A 14225-nucleotide genomic window follows, 5' to 3' on the forward strand; every position below is an offset into this window, starting at 1 on the left:
GGGTAACCCCTAGAATCGCGCCGCTGGCCTCCAACAGCTTGTGGGGGCCGGCAGCGTTCTCAGGGCGGGGCGGAATTCCCCACCGGCGGTATCTGCGGGTGGCTGTTGCTACAGCCGCACCGCAGCAGCCCGCGAGCGCCCGGGCCGCGCCAGGCATGGCGGCGGCCCGGGGTCAGCAGATCTGGTGCGATGCCAGAGCCGACGGTCACAGTCCGGATGAAAGAGATCGCGAAGCCATGGCCGCCCATCGGGATGGGTGCCCGTGTGCAGTGGTGCGGGTGTTCGCTGGTGCGGGCGGGCGGGCGCGGTTTGCCGTGCGCGCCGCCGTGCGGCTGCCCGGGCCCGGCGCGCGGGTGCCTGCTTGCCGTTGTGGTGTGCCCTGTTCGCGCGCGCCCTGATTCTGGTAATCCTTTTCTTTGCTACGAGAAAATCCATGAATCAGTCCTTCCATTCCCACCATGCCGCCGCTGCCAATGCCGAACAAGGCCGTGCAGACTCCGCGCGCCGCAGCGAACGCGTTGCGGTCATCTGCGCCGGCTGGCACCGGGACATCGTCCACCAGGCCCGCGACGCCGCCGTGGCGGAGTTCGCCCGCAACGGCCTGGCTGCGAGCCAGATCGAGCAGTTCGAGGTGCCTGGCGCCTTCGAGATCCCGCTGCTGGCCAAGCGCCTGGCGCAAAGCGGCCGCTACGACGCCATCGTGGCCTGCGCGCTGGTGGTCAACGGCGGCATCTACCGCCACGAGTTCGTGACCACCGCCGTCATCGACGGCCTGATGCGCGTGCAGCTGGACACCGAGGTGCCCGTGATGTCCGCCGTGCTCACGCCGCGTGACTTCCACGAGCATGAAGACCATCTGAAGTTCTTCCGCGAGCATTTCGTGAAGAAGGGCACGGAGGTGGCCGACGCGTGCCTGCGCACCATGGCGCAGTTCAAGGCGCTGGAAGCGGCGCACGGCGACTGACCGGCCGCAGAGGGTGGCCTGGCGCGCTGGCGGGGCCGCGCGCCATGGCACCGGAACAGGCTCAGGTCGCTATTAAAAACATAGCTGTTTGCGCTGGATGGTTGGGCGTTAGAGGTCGTTTTGATTCAATTTTCTTCGACCCCCGGCCCGCCCGTCCTGTCAGGCCGCCGCCAGCCGGGGCACGCGCGCCCCCGCCGCCGGGTGTTCGCCGGGCGACAGGCGGAACACCGAGACCGCGTCCACCAGCTGCTGCGCCTGTACCTTCAGGCTGTCGGCCGCCGCCGCGCTTTGCTCCACCAGCGCCGCGTTCTGCTGCGTGGCCTGGTCCATCTGCATCACGGCCTCGCCCACCTGGGCCACGCCCGCGCTCTGCTCGCTGCTGGCGGCGCTGATCTCGCCCACGATGTCGGTCACGCGGCGGATCGAGGCCACCACTTCCGTCATCGTGGCGCCGGCCCTGTCGACCAGGGCCGTGCCCTGTTCGACCCGCTCCACGCTCGCGTGGATCAGGCTCCTGATCTCCTTGGCCGCCTCGGCGCTGCGCCCGGCCAGGCTGCGCACTTCGCTGGCCACCACCGCGAAGCCCCGGCCCTGCTCGCCCGCGCGGGCCGCCTCCACCGCAGCGTTCAGCGCCAGGATGTTGGTCTGGAAGGCAATGCCGTCGATCACGCTGATGATGTCGGCGATCTTCTTGCTGCTGTCGTTGATGCCCTTCATGGTGGTCACCACCTCGGCCACCACGTCGCCGCCCTGCACGGCCACGGTGGACGCATTGACGGCCAGCTGGTTGGCCTGGCGCGCGTTGTCGGCATTGGCCTGCACGGTGGAGCTGAGCTCTTCCATCGACGCCGAGGTTTCCTCCAGCGCGCTGGCCTGCTGCTCGGTGCGTGCGGACAGGTCGTTGTTGCCCAGCGCGATCTCGGTGCTCGCGGCGGCCACGTTGTCGGCGTTGTGGCGCACGTGGCTCACCACGCTCGACAGGCTCAGCTGCATGCCGTGCAGCGCATTGAGCAGCAGCGCGATCTCGTCCTTGCCACGCACGGGCTGCGCCACGGTCAGGTCGCCGCTGGCCACGGCCTGCGACACCCGCACCGCGTTGTCCAGCGGGTTCACCACGGTGCGGCTGAAGGCGATGGCGCCGGCGATGCCGAGCGCGCACACCACCAGCATCACGGCCAGGCTGATGGTGGTCGCGCGCTGCGCGGTGGCGGCGGCGTGTTCGGCCACTTCGCTGCTGGCCCGGGCGATCAGTTCGCCCGCCTGGTCGATCAGTTGCGAGGGCTCGCGGTCCATGCCCTGCACCGCCTTGTCGCCGGCCTCGGCATCGTGCCCGGACGCCTTGAAGGCCTCGAAGCCCTTGCGGTAGGCGGCGCCCATGCGTTCGTGCGCCTGGGCGAACTGCGCCACGCGGTCGCGGCCCTCGCCCGGCGGCAGGCCGGCCAGCAGTTTCTTCGCCTGCACGCCGATGGCCTGCTCCTGCTTTTCAAACGCTGCCCAGTAGCGCGTGAGCTGGGCCGGGTCCTTGCCGCGCAGCAGTACGTTCTTCCACTCCTGCACCTGCACCTTGAAGTCATTGAGCATGGAGGAGGCCAATCGCTCGTGCTCGAAGCTTTGCGCCACGGTGGTCTGGTAGGTGCCCAGGGCCTGGTTCAGGCGGCTGATGCCGAACAGCGCCGCCGCGAACAGCAGCAGCAACGCCACGGTAAAGGCCAGGGGGAGTTTGAGGCTGAGCTTCATGGCGGACTCCTGAGGTTCCACGGAACGGCGCCACGGCATGTACCCATGGCGCGAAAATGAAAGCTGCAAAGTCTCTGCGGGCCTGCCATCGGGCGTGGCGGCGGGGAGACTCCCGCTGCCATTATGGCGACGGATGTAATTTTTTGTACACGGAATTCGCGCCATGCCGCAAGGGGTGCGCCGCACGGCGGTAAGATGCCTCCCCGCGGTGCAAGCCGCGCCCGGGCCCGCGGGAAGGGTTGAACCCACTTGCCGACTCCAGGAGCACGTTCGTGCTCCTTGCAGAGCTGACTTTTCATCCTTTGTGCTGCCGGATTTGCGGGCCGTCGGCGATCCATGCACGGAGGTTCTCGTGAAACGCATTCCCCCACGGCCCGACCTGGGCCATCTCAAGAAACAAGCCAAGGACCTGCTCGCTGGCTACCGCAGCGGCGAGCCCGAGGCGCTGGCGCGCTTTCGCGCCGCGCTGCCGGCGGCTGCGGGCCAGGGCGATGCCGCCATCGCCGCCCTGGGCCTTCGGCTGCACGACGCGCAGTCCTGCCTGGCGCGCGAGCATGGCTTTGCGTCCTGGGCCGACTTCCAGGGCTTTGTGCTGGCGCGGCGCGCGCTGGTGGACGACCCGGTGCGCGCCACCCTGCAATGGCTGCGCATGGTCTATGCGGGCGACATCGCGGGCGGCAACCACAGCGCCCGGCCGGGGCTGGCCGAGCGCCTGTGGGCCGATGGCGCCATCCCCCGGGACGAAGACCCGTGGCTGGCCTGCGCCGTGGGCGATGAGGCCCGGCTGCGCGAGGCCATCGCGCAAGACCCGGGTTGGGTGCACCGCCCTGGCGGGCCCTTGCAGCTGCCGCCGCTGGTGGCCGTGGCGCATTCGAGCCTGGCGCGGCTGCAGGCCTTTGCCGACCGCCTGCAGGCCTGCGTGGCGCTGCTGCTGGAGGCCGGGGCCGATGCGAACCAGTGCGTGGCCAACCGCTGGCCGCCCGCCTCGCTGGCCGAGCCTGATGCATCGCACCCGCTGTCTGCGCTGTATGGCGCGGCCGGGCAGAACCAGCACGCGGGCATGGCGCGCCTGCTGCTGGACGCGGGCGCGGACCCCAACGATGGCGAATCGCTGTACCACGCGCTCGGAAGCCTGGACTGCACGCGGCTGCTGCTGGAGGCGGGCGCGCGGGTGCCGGGCACGAACGCGCTGTGCCGCGTGCTCGACATGGACGACCTGCCCGCGCTGCAACTGCTGCTGGCGCATGGTGCGGACGCCAACGAGCAGCCTGCCGATGGCGCGGCGCCGGGCGGTGCGGCGCCGCTGCTCTGGGCCATCCGGCGGCGGCGGTCGCTGGCCCATGTGCAGGCCCTGGTGGCGGCGGGCGCCGACCCGGCTGCCTGTGCCGCCGATGGCACGCCCGCGCACATCCAGGCGCTGCGCTACGGACTGCCCGGGGTGGCGGCCTTTCTGCGCGCGGCGGTGGGCGAGGGCGACGTGCCTGTCGACGAGCGCTTCGTGGCCGCGTGTGCCCAGGCCGACGAGGCGCAAGCACGCACGCTGCTGGCCGCGCGGCCCGGGCTGGTGGACGCGCTGTCGCTGCCCCAGCAGCGCCTGCTGCCCGAGCTGGCCGCCCAGGCGGACTGCGGCCATGCCGTGCGGCTCATGGTGCGCCTGGGCTGGCCCATCGACACCACAGGGGGCGACTGGGACGGTACGGCGCTGCACCTGGCCATCTTTCGGGGCGACGCGGCGCTCACCCGCTTCCTGCTGGAGCACGGCGCGCGCTGGCAGGCCCGGCATGGCTTTGAGGACAACGCCTGCGGCGCGTTGTCGTGGGGCTCCATCAACACGCCCGAGCCCGATGGCGACTGGGCGGGCTGCGCGCAGGCGCTGCTGGACCATGGATTGCCACCCGCCGCGCCGGACCCCCAGGGCTCCGAGGCCGTGTGGCTGGACGGCCGCCCCATGCGGTTTTCTGACGAGGTGGCGGACTGCCTGCTGGGCGCCGCCGCGCCGCTGCCGCAAGCCCCGAAGTAGCGTGGCCGCGAAAAGACCAACGCCCCGCGGCGGGATGTCGCGGGGCGTTGCGTAAGAGCGGGTAAATCAGTGAGCGGCTACACCACGCCCGAGGCCCGCAGCGCCGCGATGCGCGCCGCGTCCAGCCCCATTTCGGCGAGCACCTCGTCCGTGTGCTGGCCCAGTGCCGGCGGCGCGTTGCGCAGCACGGGCGGCGTGGCCGACAGGCGCAGCGGGCTGGCCACGCCGGTGATCTGCCGCACGTTGTCGGTGGCGGCCTCGCCGTCCTTCCAGCGCGGCAGCGTCACGGCCAAGCCGCGCGCCTGCACCTGCGCGTCGTCGAAGGCCTGGGCGATGGTGTTGATGGGGCCGCAGGGCACGGCCTTGTCTTCCAGCAGCGTGATCCAGTCGGCCGTGGTGCGCGTGCGCGTCACGGCCTCCATCGCAGGGATCAGGTCGGTGCGGTGCTGCACGCGCAGGGTGTTGGTGGCGTAGCGCGGGTCGGTCGCCCACTGGGGCTGGTTGGCGGCGGCGCAAAAGCGCTGGAACTGCCCGTCGTTGCCGATGGCCAGCAGCATGTTGCCGTCCTGCGTGGGGAAGTCCTGGTAGGGCGCGAGGCTGGGGTGGCTGTTGCCCATGCGGCCGGGCGCCTTGCCGGTGGCAAGGAAGCCCGAGGCCTGGTTGGCCAGCACGGCCATGCCCACGTCCAGCAGTGCCATGTCGATGTGCTGGCCCTGGCCCGTGCCAGTGGCCGCGTTGTCGCGCACATGCAGCGCGGCCAGGATGGCGTTGCTGGCGTACAGGCCGGTGAACAGGTCGATCACCGCCACGCCCACGCGCATCGGGCCGCCGCCGGGCTGGCTGTCGGCCTGGCCGGTGATGCTCATCAGGCCCGTCATGGCCTGCACCATCAGGTCGTAGCCCGCGCGCTCGGCGTAGGGCCCGTCTTGGCCGAAGCCGGTGACGGAGCAGTAGATGAGGCGCGGGTTCAGCGCGCGCAGGCTCTCGTGGTCCAGGCCGTATTGCTTCAGGCCGCCGACCTTGAAGTTCTCCACCACGATGTCCGCCTCTTGTGCCATCTGCTTGATGAGCGCCTGGCCCTCGGGGGAGGCCATGTCGATGGTGACCGAGCGCTTGTTGCGGTTGCAGGCGGTGTAGTAGCTGGCCTGGTCCGTGTCGTTGCCCTCGGCGTCTTTCAAAAAGGGCGGGCCCCACTGGCGCGTGTCGTCGCCCACGCCGGGGCGCTCCACCTTCACCACGTCCGCCCCCAGGTCGGCCAGCACCTGCGTGCACCAGGGGCCCGCGAGCACGCGGGAGAGGTCGAGCACCTTGATGCCTGCGAGGGCGCCTGCGTTGGATGTGGTCATGGTAGTGATTGCTATAACTTGAATAGCTGCTTGCGCTTGTTCAGTAAGCGCTCGAGGCCAAAATCGTATTGAATGGGCGTGGGAGGCGCGGCGCGCGTGTCTCCAGGCCACCGGCGTCGTCCCCCTTCCCCGCGAAGCCGAGAAAAGGGGGAAGGCGCGCGGCGCCTCCGCGGGATGTCAGCTGAACGCCGCGATGCCGGTCTGCGCACGGCCCAGGATGAGCGCGTGCACGTCGTGCGTGCCCTCATAGGTGTTCACCACCTCCAGGTTCACCAGGTGGCGGGCCACGCCGAACTCGTCGCTGATGCCGTTGCCGCCCATCATGTCGCGCGCCAGGCGGGCGATGTCCAGGGCCTTGCCGCAGCTGTTGCGCTTGATGATGGAGGTGCCTTCCACGCTGGCGGTGCCCGCGTCCTTCATGCGGCCGAACTGCAGGCAGGCCTGCAGGCCGATGGCGATCTCGGTCTGCATGTCGGCCAGCTTCTTCTGGATGAGCTGGTTGGCGGCCAGGGGGCGGCCGAACTGCTTGCGGTCCAGTGTGTACTGGCGGGCGGTGTGCCAGCAGAACTCGGCCGCGCCCAGCGCGCCCCAGGCGATGCCGTAGCGCGCGCTGTTCAGGCAGGTGAAGGGGCCCTTCAGGCCCTGCACTTCAGGAAACGCGTTTTCTTCCGGCACGAACACGTCGTCCATCACGATCTCGCCGGTGATGGAGGCGCGCAGGCCCACCTTGCCGTGGATGGCGGGGGCCGTCAGGCCCTTCATGCCCTTTTCCAGCACGAAGCCACGGATGGGGCCCACAACATCCTTGCCATCGCCGCCTTTGATGACTTCCTTGGCCCAGACCACGAACACGTCGGCCACGGGGCTGTTGGTGATCCACATCTTGCTGCCCTTGAGCTTGTAGCCGCCATCGACCTTGTAGGCGCGCGTGGCCATGCTGCCGGGGTCGGAGCCGTGGTCGGGCTCGGTCAGGCCGAAGCAGCCGATCCACTCGCCCGTGGCGAGCTTGGGCAGGTACTTTTGCTTCTGCGCTTCGGTGCCGAACTCATGAATGGGCACCATCACCAGCGACGACTGCACGCTGGCCATCGAGCGGTAGCCCGAATCCACGCGTTCGACTTCGCGGGCGATCAGGCCATAGGCCACGTAGCTCAGGCCGGGGCCGCCGTACTGCTCGGGGATGGTGGGGCCCAGGAGGCCCACTTCGCCCATCTCGCGGAAGATGCTCACGTCCATCTTCTCGTGGCGGAAGGCATCCAGCACGCGCGGGGCCAGCTTGTCCTGGCAGTAGGCGGCAGCCGCGTCGCGGATGGCGCGCTCGTCGTCGGTCAGTTGCTGGCTCAGGAGGAAAGGGTCATCCCATTGAAAAGCGGCGTGGGCCATGTGCGTGTCTCCAGGTGGAAAAAAAAGAGTGGCAACAAAGGTGTTCTGGGGCAGATCGTAGGCCGCGTGCCAGCACGCCGCAAGCGAGTTCTTTTCATTCAGATATGCATAACTGGAATGTATGAAATACTTTGAGCTAGAGATCAGATGCTTAGCCGGACCCTTAAAAGTTCATTTTCATCATGCGCCGCAATATCCCATCGACCCAGGCACTGGCCTGTTTTGAAGTCGCCGCCCGGCACGAGAGCTACACCCGCGCCGCGCAGGAACTCTCGCTCACGCAAAGCGCCGTCTCGCGCCAGATCCAGGCGCTGGAGGAGTTTCTGGGCGTGCAGCTGTTTCGCCGCACGCGCCACGGCGTGGTGCTCACGCCCGCCGGCGCGCACTACGGCCGCCAGGTGGCGCGCTGGCTGCAGGGCCTGGAGCGCGACACGCTCGACGTGATGGCCCACCAGGGCGAGGGCGGCACGCTGTCGCTGGCGGCGGTGCCCACGTTCGCCACGCGCTGGCTCATTCCGCGCCTGCCGCAGCTGGCCCAGCTGCACCCCGACATCGTGGTGCACATCGAGACGCGGACGCGCCCTTTTCTGTTCGCCGACACCACCTTTGACGCGGCCCTGTACGCCGGCACCCCGGAGCAGGTGGCCAACTGGCCCGGCGTGCAGGCGCAACTGCTGATGCACGAGGATGTGCTGCCCGTGTGTTGCCCGCGCCTGCTCGAATCCGCCGCGCCGCGCGCGCGCGGGCGCGCCCACCAGCCCGTGGCCGCCGATGCGCTGGCCCGGCTGCCCCTGCTGCAGCAGAGCACGCGCCCCTACGGCTGGCGCCAGTGGTTCGACGCCATGGGGGTGGACGCACCCCATGCGCTGGACGGGCCGCGCTACGAGCTGTTCTCCATGCTCGCCGTGGCGGCCACGCATGGGCTGGGCGTGGCGCTGATTCCGCCCTTGCTGATCGAGGCCGAGCTGGCCAGCGGCGAACTGGTGGTGGCCTGCGCGCGGCCCCTGCGGGGGGAGCGGGGCTACTACCTCGTCAGCCCCGCGCAGGCGCAGCCGCCCGTGCTGGCGGTGTTCTCGAAATGGCTTCAAGACACTGCGCGGGCTGCGGCAGAGTAGGGCGCTTGCCGGCTTGCGCCCCGCGGCGGACAGGGCTACGCTGGTGGCACTCGCTGCAGGCGGCGGGAAGAAGATGGACGGAACGTATGTGGTGTGCAAGGGTCACACCCAGCGGGCGGCCCGGCGGGCCGTACCAGGCACCTCATACCTTTACTATTTCATCAAGGAGCCGTTATGTCATTGAACGCAACCTACCATGCCCCCCATTTCGAGCCCACGGTGGACGAACTCGCCACGCTGAAGCACCTGGAGATGGAGAACATCAGCGTGGTTTCAGCGCTGAAGGAGCATATGTCCGGACGGTTGTACGAACACGGCTTCATCACCAAGAATGCGTCGGGCCAGCTGACCATCACCGACACCGGCCGCCACCTGGTGCGCAGGCAGAACAACTGAGCTGATTTTCCCGGGTAGCGTTCCCGGCGGCCTGGGCCTGCCGGTGGTGGCCGGGCCCGTCCAAGGCGTGGCGCGGGGCCGCGTTCGCCAGCGCAACCGTCCTCATCGGCCCGTGCGGCCGCCCTGCGCGGGTGCTTTGGCGGCTGCGCGCTTACTCCGCCTTGGCGCCGGCCGCCTTGATGACGGGATCCCAGCGCCTGATCTCGGCAGCCGTCTGCTGGCGCAGCGCCTCGGGCTTGAGCCGGTCGCCCTGCGGGATGATGACCCCCATGTCGGTGAAGCGCTTGACCAGGCCGGCATCGGCCAGTGCCCCGCGCACCGCCTTGTTCAGGCGTTCGACGACGGCGAGTGGTGTGCCCTTGGGCGCGTACACGCCGTGCCATACGGCCAGCTCGAAGCCCGGCAGCCCGGACTCGGCAAAGGTCGGCACCTCCGGCATCGTCGGGATGCGCTCCCTGGTCGCCATGGCGTAGGCCTTGAGGGCGCCGGACTGCAGGTGTGGCCCGGTGGCCACGGGCTGGTCGCAGATCAGGTCCACGTTGCCCGCCACCAGGTCCTGCAGCGCCGGGCCGGTGCCGCGGTAGGGCACCATCGTCACGGTGGTGCCGGCCGTCTGGTTGAACAGCATCGCGCACAGGTGCGATGTGGCGCCGACGCCCGCGTGCGAGAACTTCACCTCGCCCGGCCTGGCCTTCATGTGCTGGATCAGCTCGGCCACGGTCGCGGGCGCGAAATTCTTGTAGCGCACCAGGATCATGGGCACCTCGCCGGCCAGGGCGATGGGCTCCAGGTCCTTGTTCACGTCGAAGGCCAGCTTGCTGTACAGCGCCGGGGCCGTGGCGATGCCCATGTTGTGCAGCAGGACGGTGTGCCCGTCATTGGGCGCGCGCACCACCTTGGCGGTGCCGATGGTGCCGCCGGCTCCGCCCGCGCTGTCCACGATCACCGGCTGGCCCAGGTCGCGCGCCATGGCCTCGGCCAGCACGCGGGCCAGCACGTCGGTGGAGCCCCCGGCCGCATAGGGCACCACGATGGTCACGGGCTTGGTGGGAAAGGCGGCCACCGCCGTCGAGGCCAGGGCCAGCGCGGCCGCGAGCAGGGTCTTTGTCTGGTTGCGCATTGTCTTGTCTCCGGAAAGGGTGAGAGCAGCCAAGGCCCGGCCTGCCAGGCGGTGGCACTTGCTTGTTTGTTTGCTGGCTTGCGGCGGGCGCCCTGCCAGGCGCCCGGGGGACGGTCAGGGCTTGCCGACGAACCGGTACAGCTCGGTGTGGTCGGCCCTGGGGCCCAGCGCGGCGCTGGCATCGACCGTCATGGCGTACACCTTCTGGGCCAGGTCCATCGGCACCTGCAGGGAGCGGCCAAGCCCGGCCGCGATGCCCACGTCCTTGGCCTGCAGCGCCAGCGAGAATCCCGAGTTGAAAGCCTGGTTCAGCATGAACTGGTGGGCCTTGTTTTCGGTCGTGTTGTTCTTGCCGGTCGATGCGTTGATCACATCCACGATGGTGGCCGCATCGATGCCGAAGGCCGCGCCCACGTGGATGGCCTCGGCCGTGGCGATCAGCGCGGCGGCGGACACGTAGTTGTTCAGCGCCTTGAGTGCGTGGCCCGCGCCCACGGGGCCCACGTAGCTGATGGCTTTGCCCATCACTTCGAGCACCGGCCGTTGCCGGGCGAAATCTTCGGGGTCACCGCCCACCATGATGGCCAGCGTGCCATTGACGGCCTTCTTCACGCCGCCGGAGACGGGTGCGTCGATCAGCGCGATCCCCGTGCCGCGCAGCGAGGCTGCGAGGGCCCGCGTGCGGATCGGGTCGGCGGAGCTCATCTCGACGACGCAGGCCCCGGCCCGCAGGTGGGGTGCCAGGTCGGCCACCACCGCGTCCACGATGTCGGAATTGGGCAGCATGGTGATGACCACGTCGCACCCTGCGTACGCGGCATTGTCGGTGGCCACCACGGCACCGGCATGCGACGCGGCGAACTGCGCCTCGGCTTCAGGATGGGCGTCCTTCACCACGAGCGGGTGGCCTGCGGCGTGCAGCAGGTGGGCCATGGGCTGGCCCATCATGCCCAGGCCGATGAATGCGATGCGGCTCATCGTCGCGCCCCTGCTCAGAGGTCCATCTCTTTGAACACTTCCGACGCCACGCGGAACGAATCGATCGCCGCCGGCACGCCGCAGTAGATGGCCGTCTGCAGGAAGACTTCCTTCACCTCGTCCTTGGTCAGGCCGTTGTGGATGGCGCCGCGCACGTGCAGCTTGAGCTCGTGCGGGCGGTTGAGCGCCGTGATCATCGCCAGGTTGAGGAAAGAGCGGGTCTTGCGGTCGAGGCCCGGGCGGTTCCACACATCGCCCCAGCAGTACTGGGTGACGAGTTCCTGCATGTCGATGTTGAAGTCGGTCGCGTTCTTGATCGAGGCATCGACGTATTCTGCGCCCAGCACTTCGCGGCGGGTGGACAGGCCCTGGTCGAAGAGGGCGGGGTTCTTGGGGGCGTAGGGGCGGGTCATGGAAGGCTCCTGGGGTGGCAAGGGATCAATAGATAGATAGAGAGAGGGGGGGAGAAGGCCGGCAACGCGGCGTTGCAGTGGATGAATTTTATTATGATTGTCAGACAATCATACATATGGAAAATGTGGATTGACGAATGATTCGTATGTTTGTATGACAATCAGCGTGTATGAAACCCATTAGGATGGCGCCATGAACCAGATGCTGCTGCGAGTCCCCCGCGAAGAGACCTCCCTGCGCCAGCGTGCTACCCAGACGCTGCGCCAGGCCATCCTCGACGGCCACTTCACGCCGGGACAAAAGTTGTCGGAGCGCGAGCTCTGCGAAAGCCTGGACGTGAGCCGATCCTGCGTGCGCGAGTCGCTGCAGCACCTGCAGGCCGAGGGGCTGATCACCATCATTCCGCACCGGGGCCCCGAGGTCACCACCATTTCACCCAAGGAGGTGCGCGACATCTACGAAGTGCGCGCGCACCTCGAAAGCCTGGCGGGCCGGGGCTTTGCGCTCAATGCCTCCAAGGACCAGGTGCGGGCGCTGCGCGCCAAGCTCACCGAGCTGTCACAGCCCGAGATCACGCAGGACCGCGCCTTGATGCTCAACGTCAAGAATCAGTTCTACGACATCCTCATCGCGGGCTGCGGCAACCTGGTGGCCGGGCAATTGCTGCAGCAGCTCAACAACCGCGTGACGGTGCTGCGCCGCATCTCCATGGCCCAGCCTGGGCGGTTTCCGCACACGCTGGTGGAGCTCGACGCCATCGTGGCGGCCATTGAGCAGAGCGACGGGGAGACGGCGGCGCGCCTGTGCGAGGAGCACGTGCGCAAGGCGGCCGCCAACGTGCTGCAGAGCATGCAGCCGGCGGCGGCGAAACTGCAGGCCTGACTGCGTGCGGGCCTTGCAGGGTGATCAGCGTTCAGGCGGCGACACAGGCCAGGCTGGAGGCTTTGCCACCAGTGCTTGCTTGCCCTGGCGATCAAACCCCACGTGCTCGTAAAACCGCAAAGTTGCTTCGTCTTTTCGACCTGTCAGCAACATCACCTTGTAGCAGTTCCGACGCCAAGCTTCGCTCAGAGCATGTGAAAGGACAGCCCGACCCCAGCCTTGACCACGGTGCGCAAGGTCGGTGACGACGTTCTCAATGACGCCATATGGACGGCAGGCGCGCGTGAGGTTGGGTATGACAGCGCGGCGCATTCACCAGGCCGCCGCCCGCCGTCGTGCGGGGGCTCCATTGCGGGTGTCGCTTCCCCGCGCCAGGCCATGTCCCGGCGCACGCGGGTCGCATACCATGTGTTCACCATGGACACGAACGACCCGACCACGCCGCTGCCCCGAAGGTTTCTGCGGTTTCTCGGTCCGCTCGTGGCCACGAACCTGCTTCAGGCGCTGAGCGGCACGGTCGTCACCATCTGCCTGGGCCAACTGCTGGGCGCGCAGGCGCTGGCCGCAGCGGTCAGCTTCTTCCCGTTGTTCATGTGCTGCATTGCCTTCGTGATCGGGCTCGGTGCCGGAGCCTCGGTGCTGGTGGGCCAGGCCTGGGGTGCACGCGACGCGGACAAGGTGCGCCGCGTGGCTGGGGCCGTGCTGCTCGGTGGGTTCCTGCTCGGCTGCGTGGTAGTGGCCGTGGGCGCCACAGCCATCGGCAGCCTGCTGCGTGTGCTGGGTGTCAGTGGCGAGGTGCTGCCGCAGGCCATCGCCTACGCGCGCGTGCTGTTCCTGGCCATGCCCGTGCTGTTCCTGCACCAGCTCAGTGCCGCCCTCCTGCGCGGCCTGGGCGACACGGCAACGCCGCTGCGCGCGCTCATCCTGGCCTCGGGCCTGTGGATGCTGCTCACTCCTGCCTTCATGCTCGGATGGCTGGGCCTTCCCCCGCTGGGCACCGCCAGTGCGGGCTGGGCCAGCCTCATCGGCAATGCCGTGGCCCTGGCATGGCTCGCGTGGCACCTGCATGCCAGGGGCCATGTGCTGGCCTTCTCGCACCTCAGGCCCCACCTGCGCTGGAACACCCCCTTGCTTGCCACCGTGGCGAGGCTGGGCGTGCCCACCGGCCTGTTCTTCGTCACCAGCTCACTCGCCGACGTGCTGCTGCTGCGCTTGGTCAATGGCTACGGCTGGCAGGCCACGGCGGCGTGGGGCACCGTCAATCAGGCCATGGCCTTTGTGCAGCTGCCCGCCATGTCCATCGCCGTCGCGGCTTCCGTGTTCGCCGCGCAAGCCATTGGTGCCGGCAAGCCGGAGGATGTTGCCCATGTCACGCGGGTCGGCCTGTGGATGAATCTGGCGCTGACCGGCAGCCTGGCCCTGCTGGTGGCGGTGGTGTCACCGCAGGTCGCCAGCCTGTTTACCCGCGATCCCGCCGTGGTGGACCTGGCCGCCACCGTTCTGCGCATCACGGTGTGGGGCAGCCTCGCGTTTGGTCTGGCCAGCGTGTTCACCGGCGTCATGCGCTCGGCAGGAACCGTGCGCGTGCCCACGGTGATTTCCCTGTCCTGCCTCACCTTGCTGCTTGTGCCGCTGGCCTACGCGCTGCAGCACCTGCTGGGCCTGCAAGGCATCTGGGCCAGCTACCCGCTCACGTACCTGTGTGCGCTGGCACTGCAGGCCATCTATTTCCACGCCATCTGGAAGAAGCGGCCGATCAGGCGGCTGGTGTAGCTGGGGGCATGGGGTGGTGCAGGGCCTGCGCTGGGGCCCTCTGTGATCCATCACGCATCCTCTACCTGCTTTTCTTGATGGAACGCCCGGGCCTGGG

The 14225-nt window shown here is 68.7% G+C and carries 13 protein-coding genes and 1 riboswitch; of the genes, 6 read left to right on the forward strand and 7 right to left on the reverse strand.

The annotated features are described in order from the left end of the window. Window positions 1-51: 51 nt before the first annotated feature. Window positions 52-232: riboswitch (FMN riboswitch) on the forward strand. Between the two features lie 201 nt (window positions 233-433). Continuing rightward, the gene (locus KW843_RS03665) at window positions 434-964 is read left to right on the forward strand and encodes a 6,7-dimethyl-8-ribityllumazine synthase (protein ID WP_218293719.1); all 531 of its coding nucleotides are present in this window, start codon (window positions 434-436) and stop codon (window positions 962-964) included. A gap of 159 nt (window positions 965-1123) precedes the next feature. On the opposite strand, the gene KW843_RS03670 is transcribed toward KW843_RS03665, so the two are convergent. Continuing rightward, entirely contained in the window at window positions 1124-2701 is a 1578-nt protein-coding gene (locus KW843_RS03670; protein ID WP_218293721.1) for a methyl-accepting chemotaxis protein, read from the reverse strand. 352 nt (window positions 2702-3053) lie between these two features. On the opposite strand from KW843_RS03670, the gene KW843_RS03675 reads away from it, so the two are divergent. Continuing rightward, window positions 3054-4721, forward strand: coding sequence for a hypothetical protein (locus KW843_RS03675; protein WP_218293722.1), 1668 nt, complete (start codon window positions 3054-3056; stop codon window positions 4719-4721). Between the two features lie 77 nt (window positions 4722-4798). On the opposite strand, the gene KW843_RS03680 is transcribed toward KW843_RS03675, so the two are convergent. Together KW843_RS03680 and KW843_RS03685 are read right to left on the reverse strand one after the other, a co-directional pair. Then, a complete protein-coding gene (locus tag KW843_RS03680; protein WP_218293723.1) occupies window positions 4799-6067 on the reverse strand; it encodes a CaiB/BaiF CoA-transferase family protein in 1269 nt (422 codons plus the stop codon). A gap of 177 nt (window positions 6068-6244) precedes the next feature. Further along, complete coding sequence (locus KW843_RS03685) at window positions 6245-7450, reverse strand: acyl-CoA dehydrogenase (RefSeq protein ID WP_218293724.1); 1206 nt, start codon at window positions 7448-7450, stop codon at window positions 6245-6247. 182 nt (window positions 7451-7632) lie between these two features. Here KW843_RS03685 and KW843_RS03690 point away from each other — a divergent pair, with 182 nt between their 5' ends. Both KW843_RS03690 and KW843_RS03695 read left to right on the forward strand, forming a co-directional pair. Continuing rightward, the gene (locus tag KW843_RS03690) at window positions 7633-8565 is read left to right on the forward strand and encodes a LysR family transcriptional regulator (RefSeq protein ID WP_218293725.1); all 933 of its coding nucleotides are present in this window, start codon (window positions 7633-7635) and stop codon (window positions 8563-8565) included. Window positions 8566-8739: 174 nt separating this feature from the next. After that, window positions 8740-8961, forward strand: coding sequence for a hypothetical protein (locus KW843_RS03695; RefSeq protein WP_218293727.1), 222 nt, complete (start codon window positions 8740-8742; stop codon window positions 8959-8961). 151 nt (window positions 8962-9112) lie between these two features. Here KW843_RS03695 and KW843_RS03700 read toward each other — a convergent pair whose 3' ends face one another. From KW843_RS03700 to KW843_RS03710, 3 genes are all read right to left on the reverse strand, one after another. Next, entirely contained in the window at window positions 9113-10081 is a 969-nt protein-coding gene (locus KW843_RS03700) for a tripartite tricarboxylate transporter substrate-binding protein (protein ID WP_218293728.1), read from the reverse strand. A 114-nt stretch (window positions 10082-10195) separates the two neighbouring features. Continuing rightward, complete coding sequence (locus tag KW843_RS03705; protein WP_218293729.1) at window positions 10196-11059, reverse strand: NAD(P)-dependent oxidoreductase; 864 nt, start codon at window positions 11057-11059, stop codon at window positions 10196-10198. A 14-nt stretch (window positions 11060-11073) separates the two neighbouring features. After that, the gene (locus tag KW843_RS03710) at window positions 11074-11472 is read right to left on the reverse strand and encodes a carboxymuconolactone decarboxylase family protein (protein WP_218293731.1); all 399 of its coding nucleotides are present in this window, start codon (window positions 11470-11472) and stop codon (window positions 11074-11076) included. 193 nt (window positions 11473-11665) lie between these two features. On the opposite strand from KW843_RS03710, the gene KW843_RS03715 reads away from it, so the two are divergent. Next, entirely contained in the window at window positions 11666-12355 is a 690-nt protein-coding gene (locus tag KW843_RS03715; RefSeq protein ID WP_218293732.1) for a GntR family transcriptional regulator, read from the forward strand. 24 nt (window positions 12356-12379) lie between these two features. On the opposite strand, the gene KW843_RS03720 is transcribed toward KW843_RS03715, so the two are convergent. Beyond that, window positions 12380-12667 carry an N-acetyltransferase gene (locus KW843_RS03720; RefSeq protein WP_255594517.1) on the reverse strand — a complete coding sequence of 96 codons (288 nt, stop codon included), beginning with the start codon at window positions 12665-12667 and terminating at the stop codon, window positions 12380-12382. Between the two features lie 105 nt (window positions 12668-12772). On the opposite strand from KW843_RS03720, the gene KW843_RS03725 reads away from it, so the two are divergent. Continuing rightward, window positions 12773-14128: an MATE family efflux transporter gene (locus KW843_RS03725; RefSeq protein WP_218293733.1), complete on the forward strand. Its 1356-nt coding sequence runs from the start codon at window positions 12773-12775 to the stop codon at window positions 14126-14128. The last annotated feature ends 97 nt before the right edge of the window (window positions 14129-14225 follow it).

The organism is Acidovorax sp. sif1233, assembly GCF_019218755.1.
Taxonomy (GTDB): domain Bacteria; phylum Pseudomonadota; class Gammaproteobacteria; order Burkholderiales; family Burkholderiaceae_C; genus Acidovorax.

Bases quoted from the DNA above. Each gene is read 5' to 3' on its own strand.
- KW843_RS03665 (WP_218293719.1), top strand. From the start codon at position 434: ATGAATCAGTCCTTCCATTCCCACCATGCCGCCGCTGCCAATGCCGAA.
- KW843_RS03670 (WP_218293721.1), bottom strand. From the start codon at position 2,701: ATGAAGCTCAGCCTCAAACTCCCCCTGGCCTTTACCGTGGCGTTGCTG.
- KW843_RS03680 (WP_218293723.1), bottom strand. From the start codon at position 6,067: ATGACCACATCCAACGCAGGCGCCCTCGCAGGCATCAAGGTGCTCGAC.
- KW843_RS03685 (WP_218293724.1), bottom strand. From the start codon at position 7,450: ATGGCCCACGCCGCTTTTCAATGGGATGACCCTTTCCTCCTGAGCCAG.
- KW843_RS03690 (WP_218293725.1), top strand. From the start codon at position 7,633: ATGCGCCGCAATATCCCATCGACCCAGGCACTGGCCTGTTTTGAAGTC.
- KW843_RS03695 (WP_218293727.1), top strand. From the start codon at position 8,740: ATGTCATTGAACGCAACCTACCATGCCCCCCATTTCGAGCCCACGGTG.
- KW843_RS03700 (WP_218293728.1), bottom strand. From the start codon at position 10,081: ATGCGCAACCAGACAAAGACCCTGCTCGCGGCCGCGCTGGCCCTGGCC.
- KW843_RS03705 (WP_218293729.1), bottom strand. From the start codon at position 11,059: ATGAGCCGCATCGCATTCATCGGCCTGGGCATGATGGGCCAGCCCATG.
- KW843_RS03710 (WP_218293731.1), bottom strand. From the start codon at position 11,472: ATGACCCGCCCCTACGCCCCCAAGAACCCCGCCCTCTTCGACCAGGGC.
- KW843_RS03715 (WP_218293732.1), top strand. From the start codon at position 11,666: ATGAACCAGATGCTGCTGCGAGTCCCCCGCGAAGAGACCTCCCTGCGC.
- KW843_RS03720 (WP_255594517.1), bottom strand. From the start codon at position 12,667: ATGCGCCGCGCTGTCATACCCAACCTCACGCGCGCCTGCCGTCCATAT.
- KW843_RS03725 (WP_218293733.1), top strand. From the start codon at position 12,773: ATGGACACGAACGACCCGACCACGCCGCTGCCCCGAAGGTTTCTGCGG.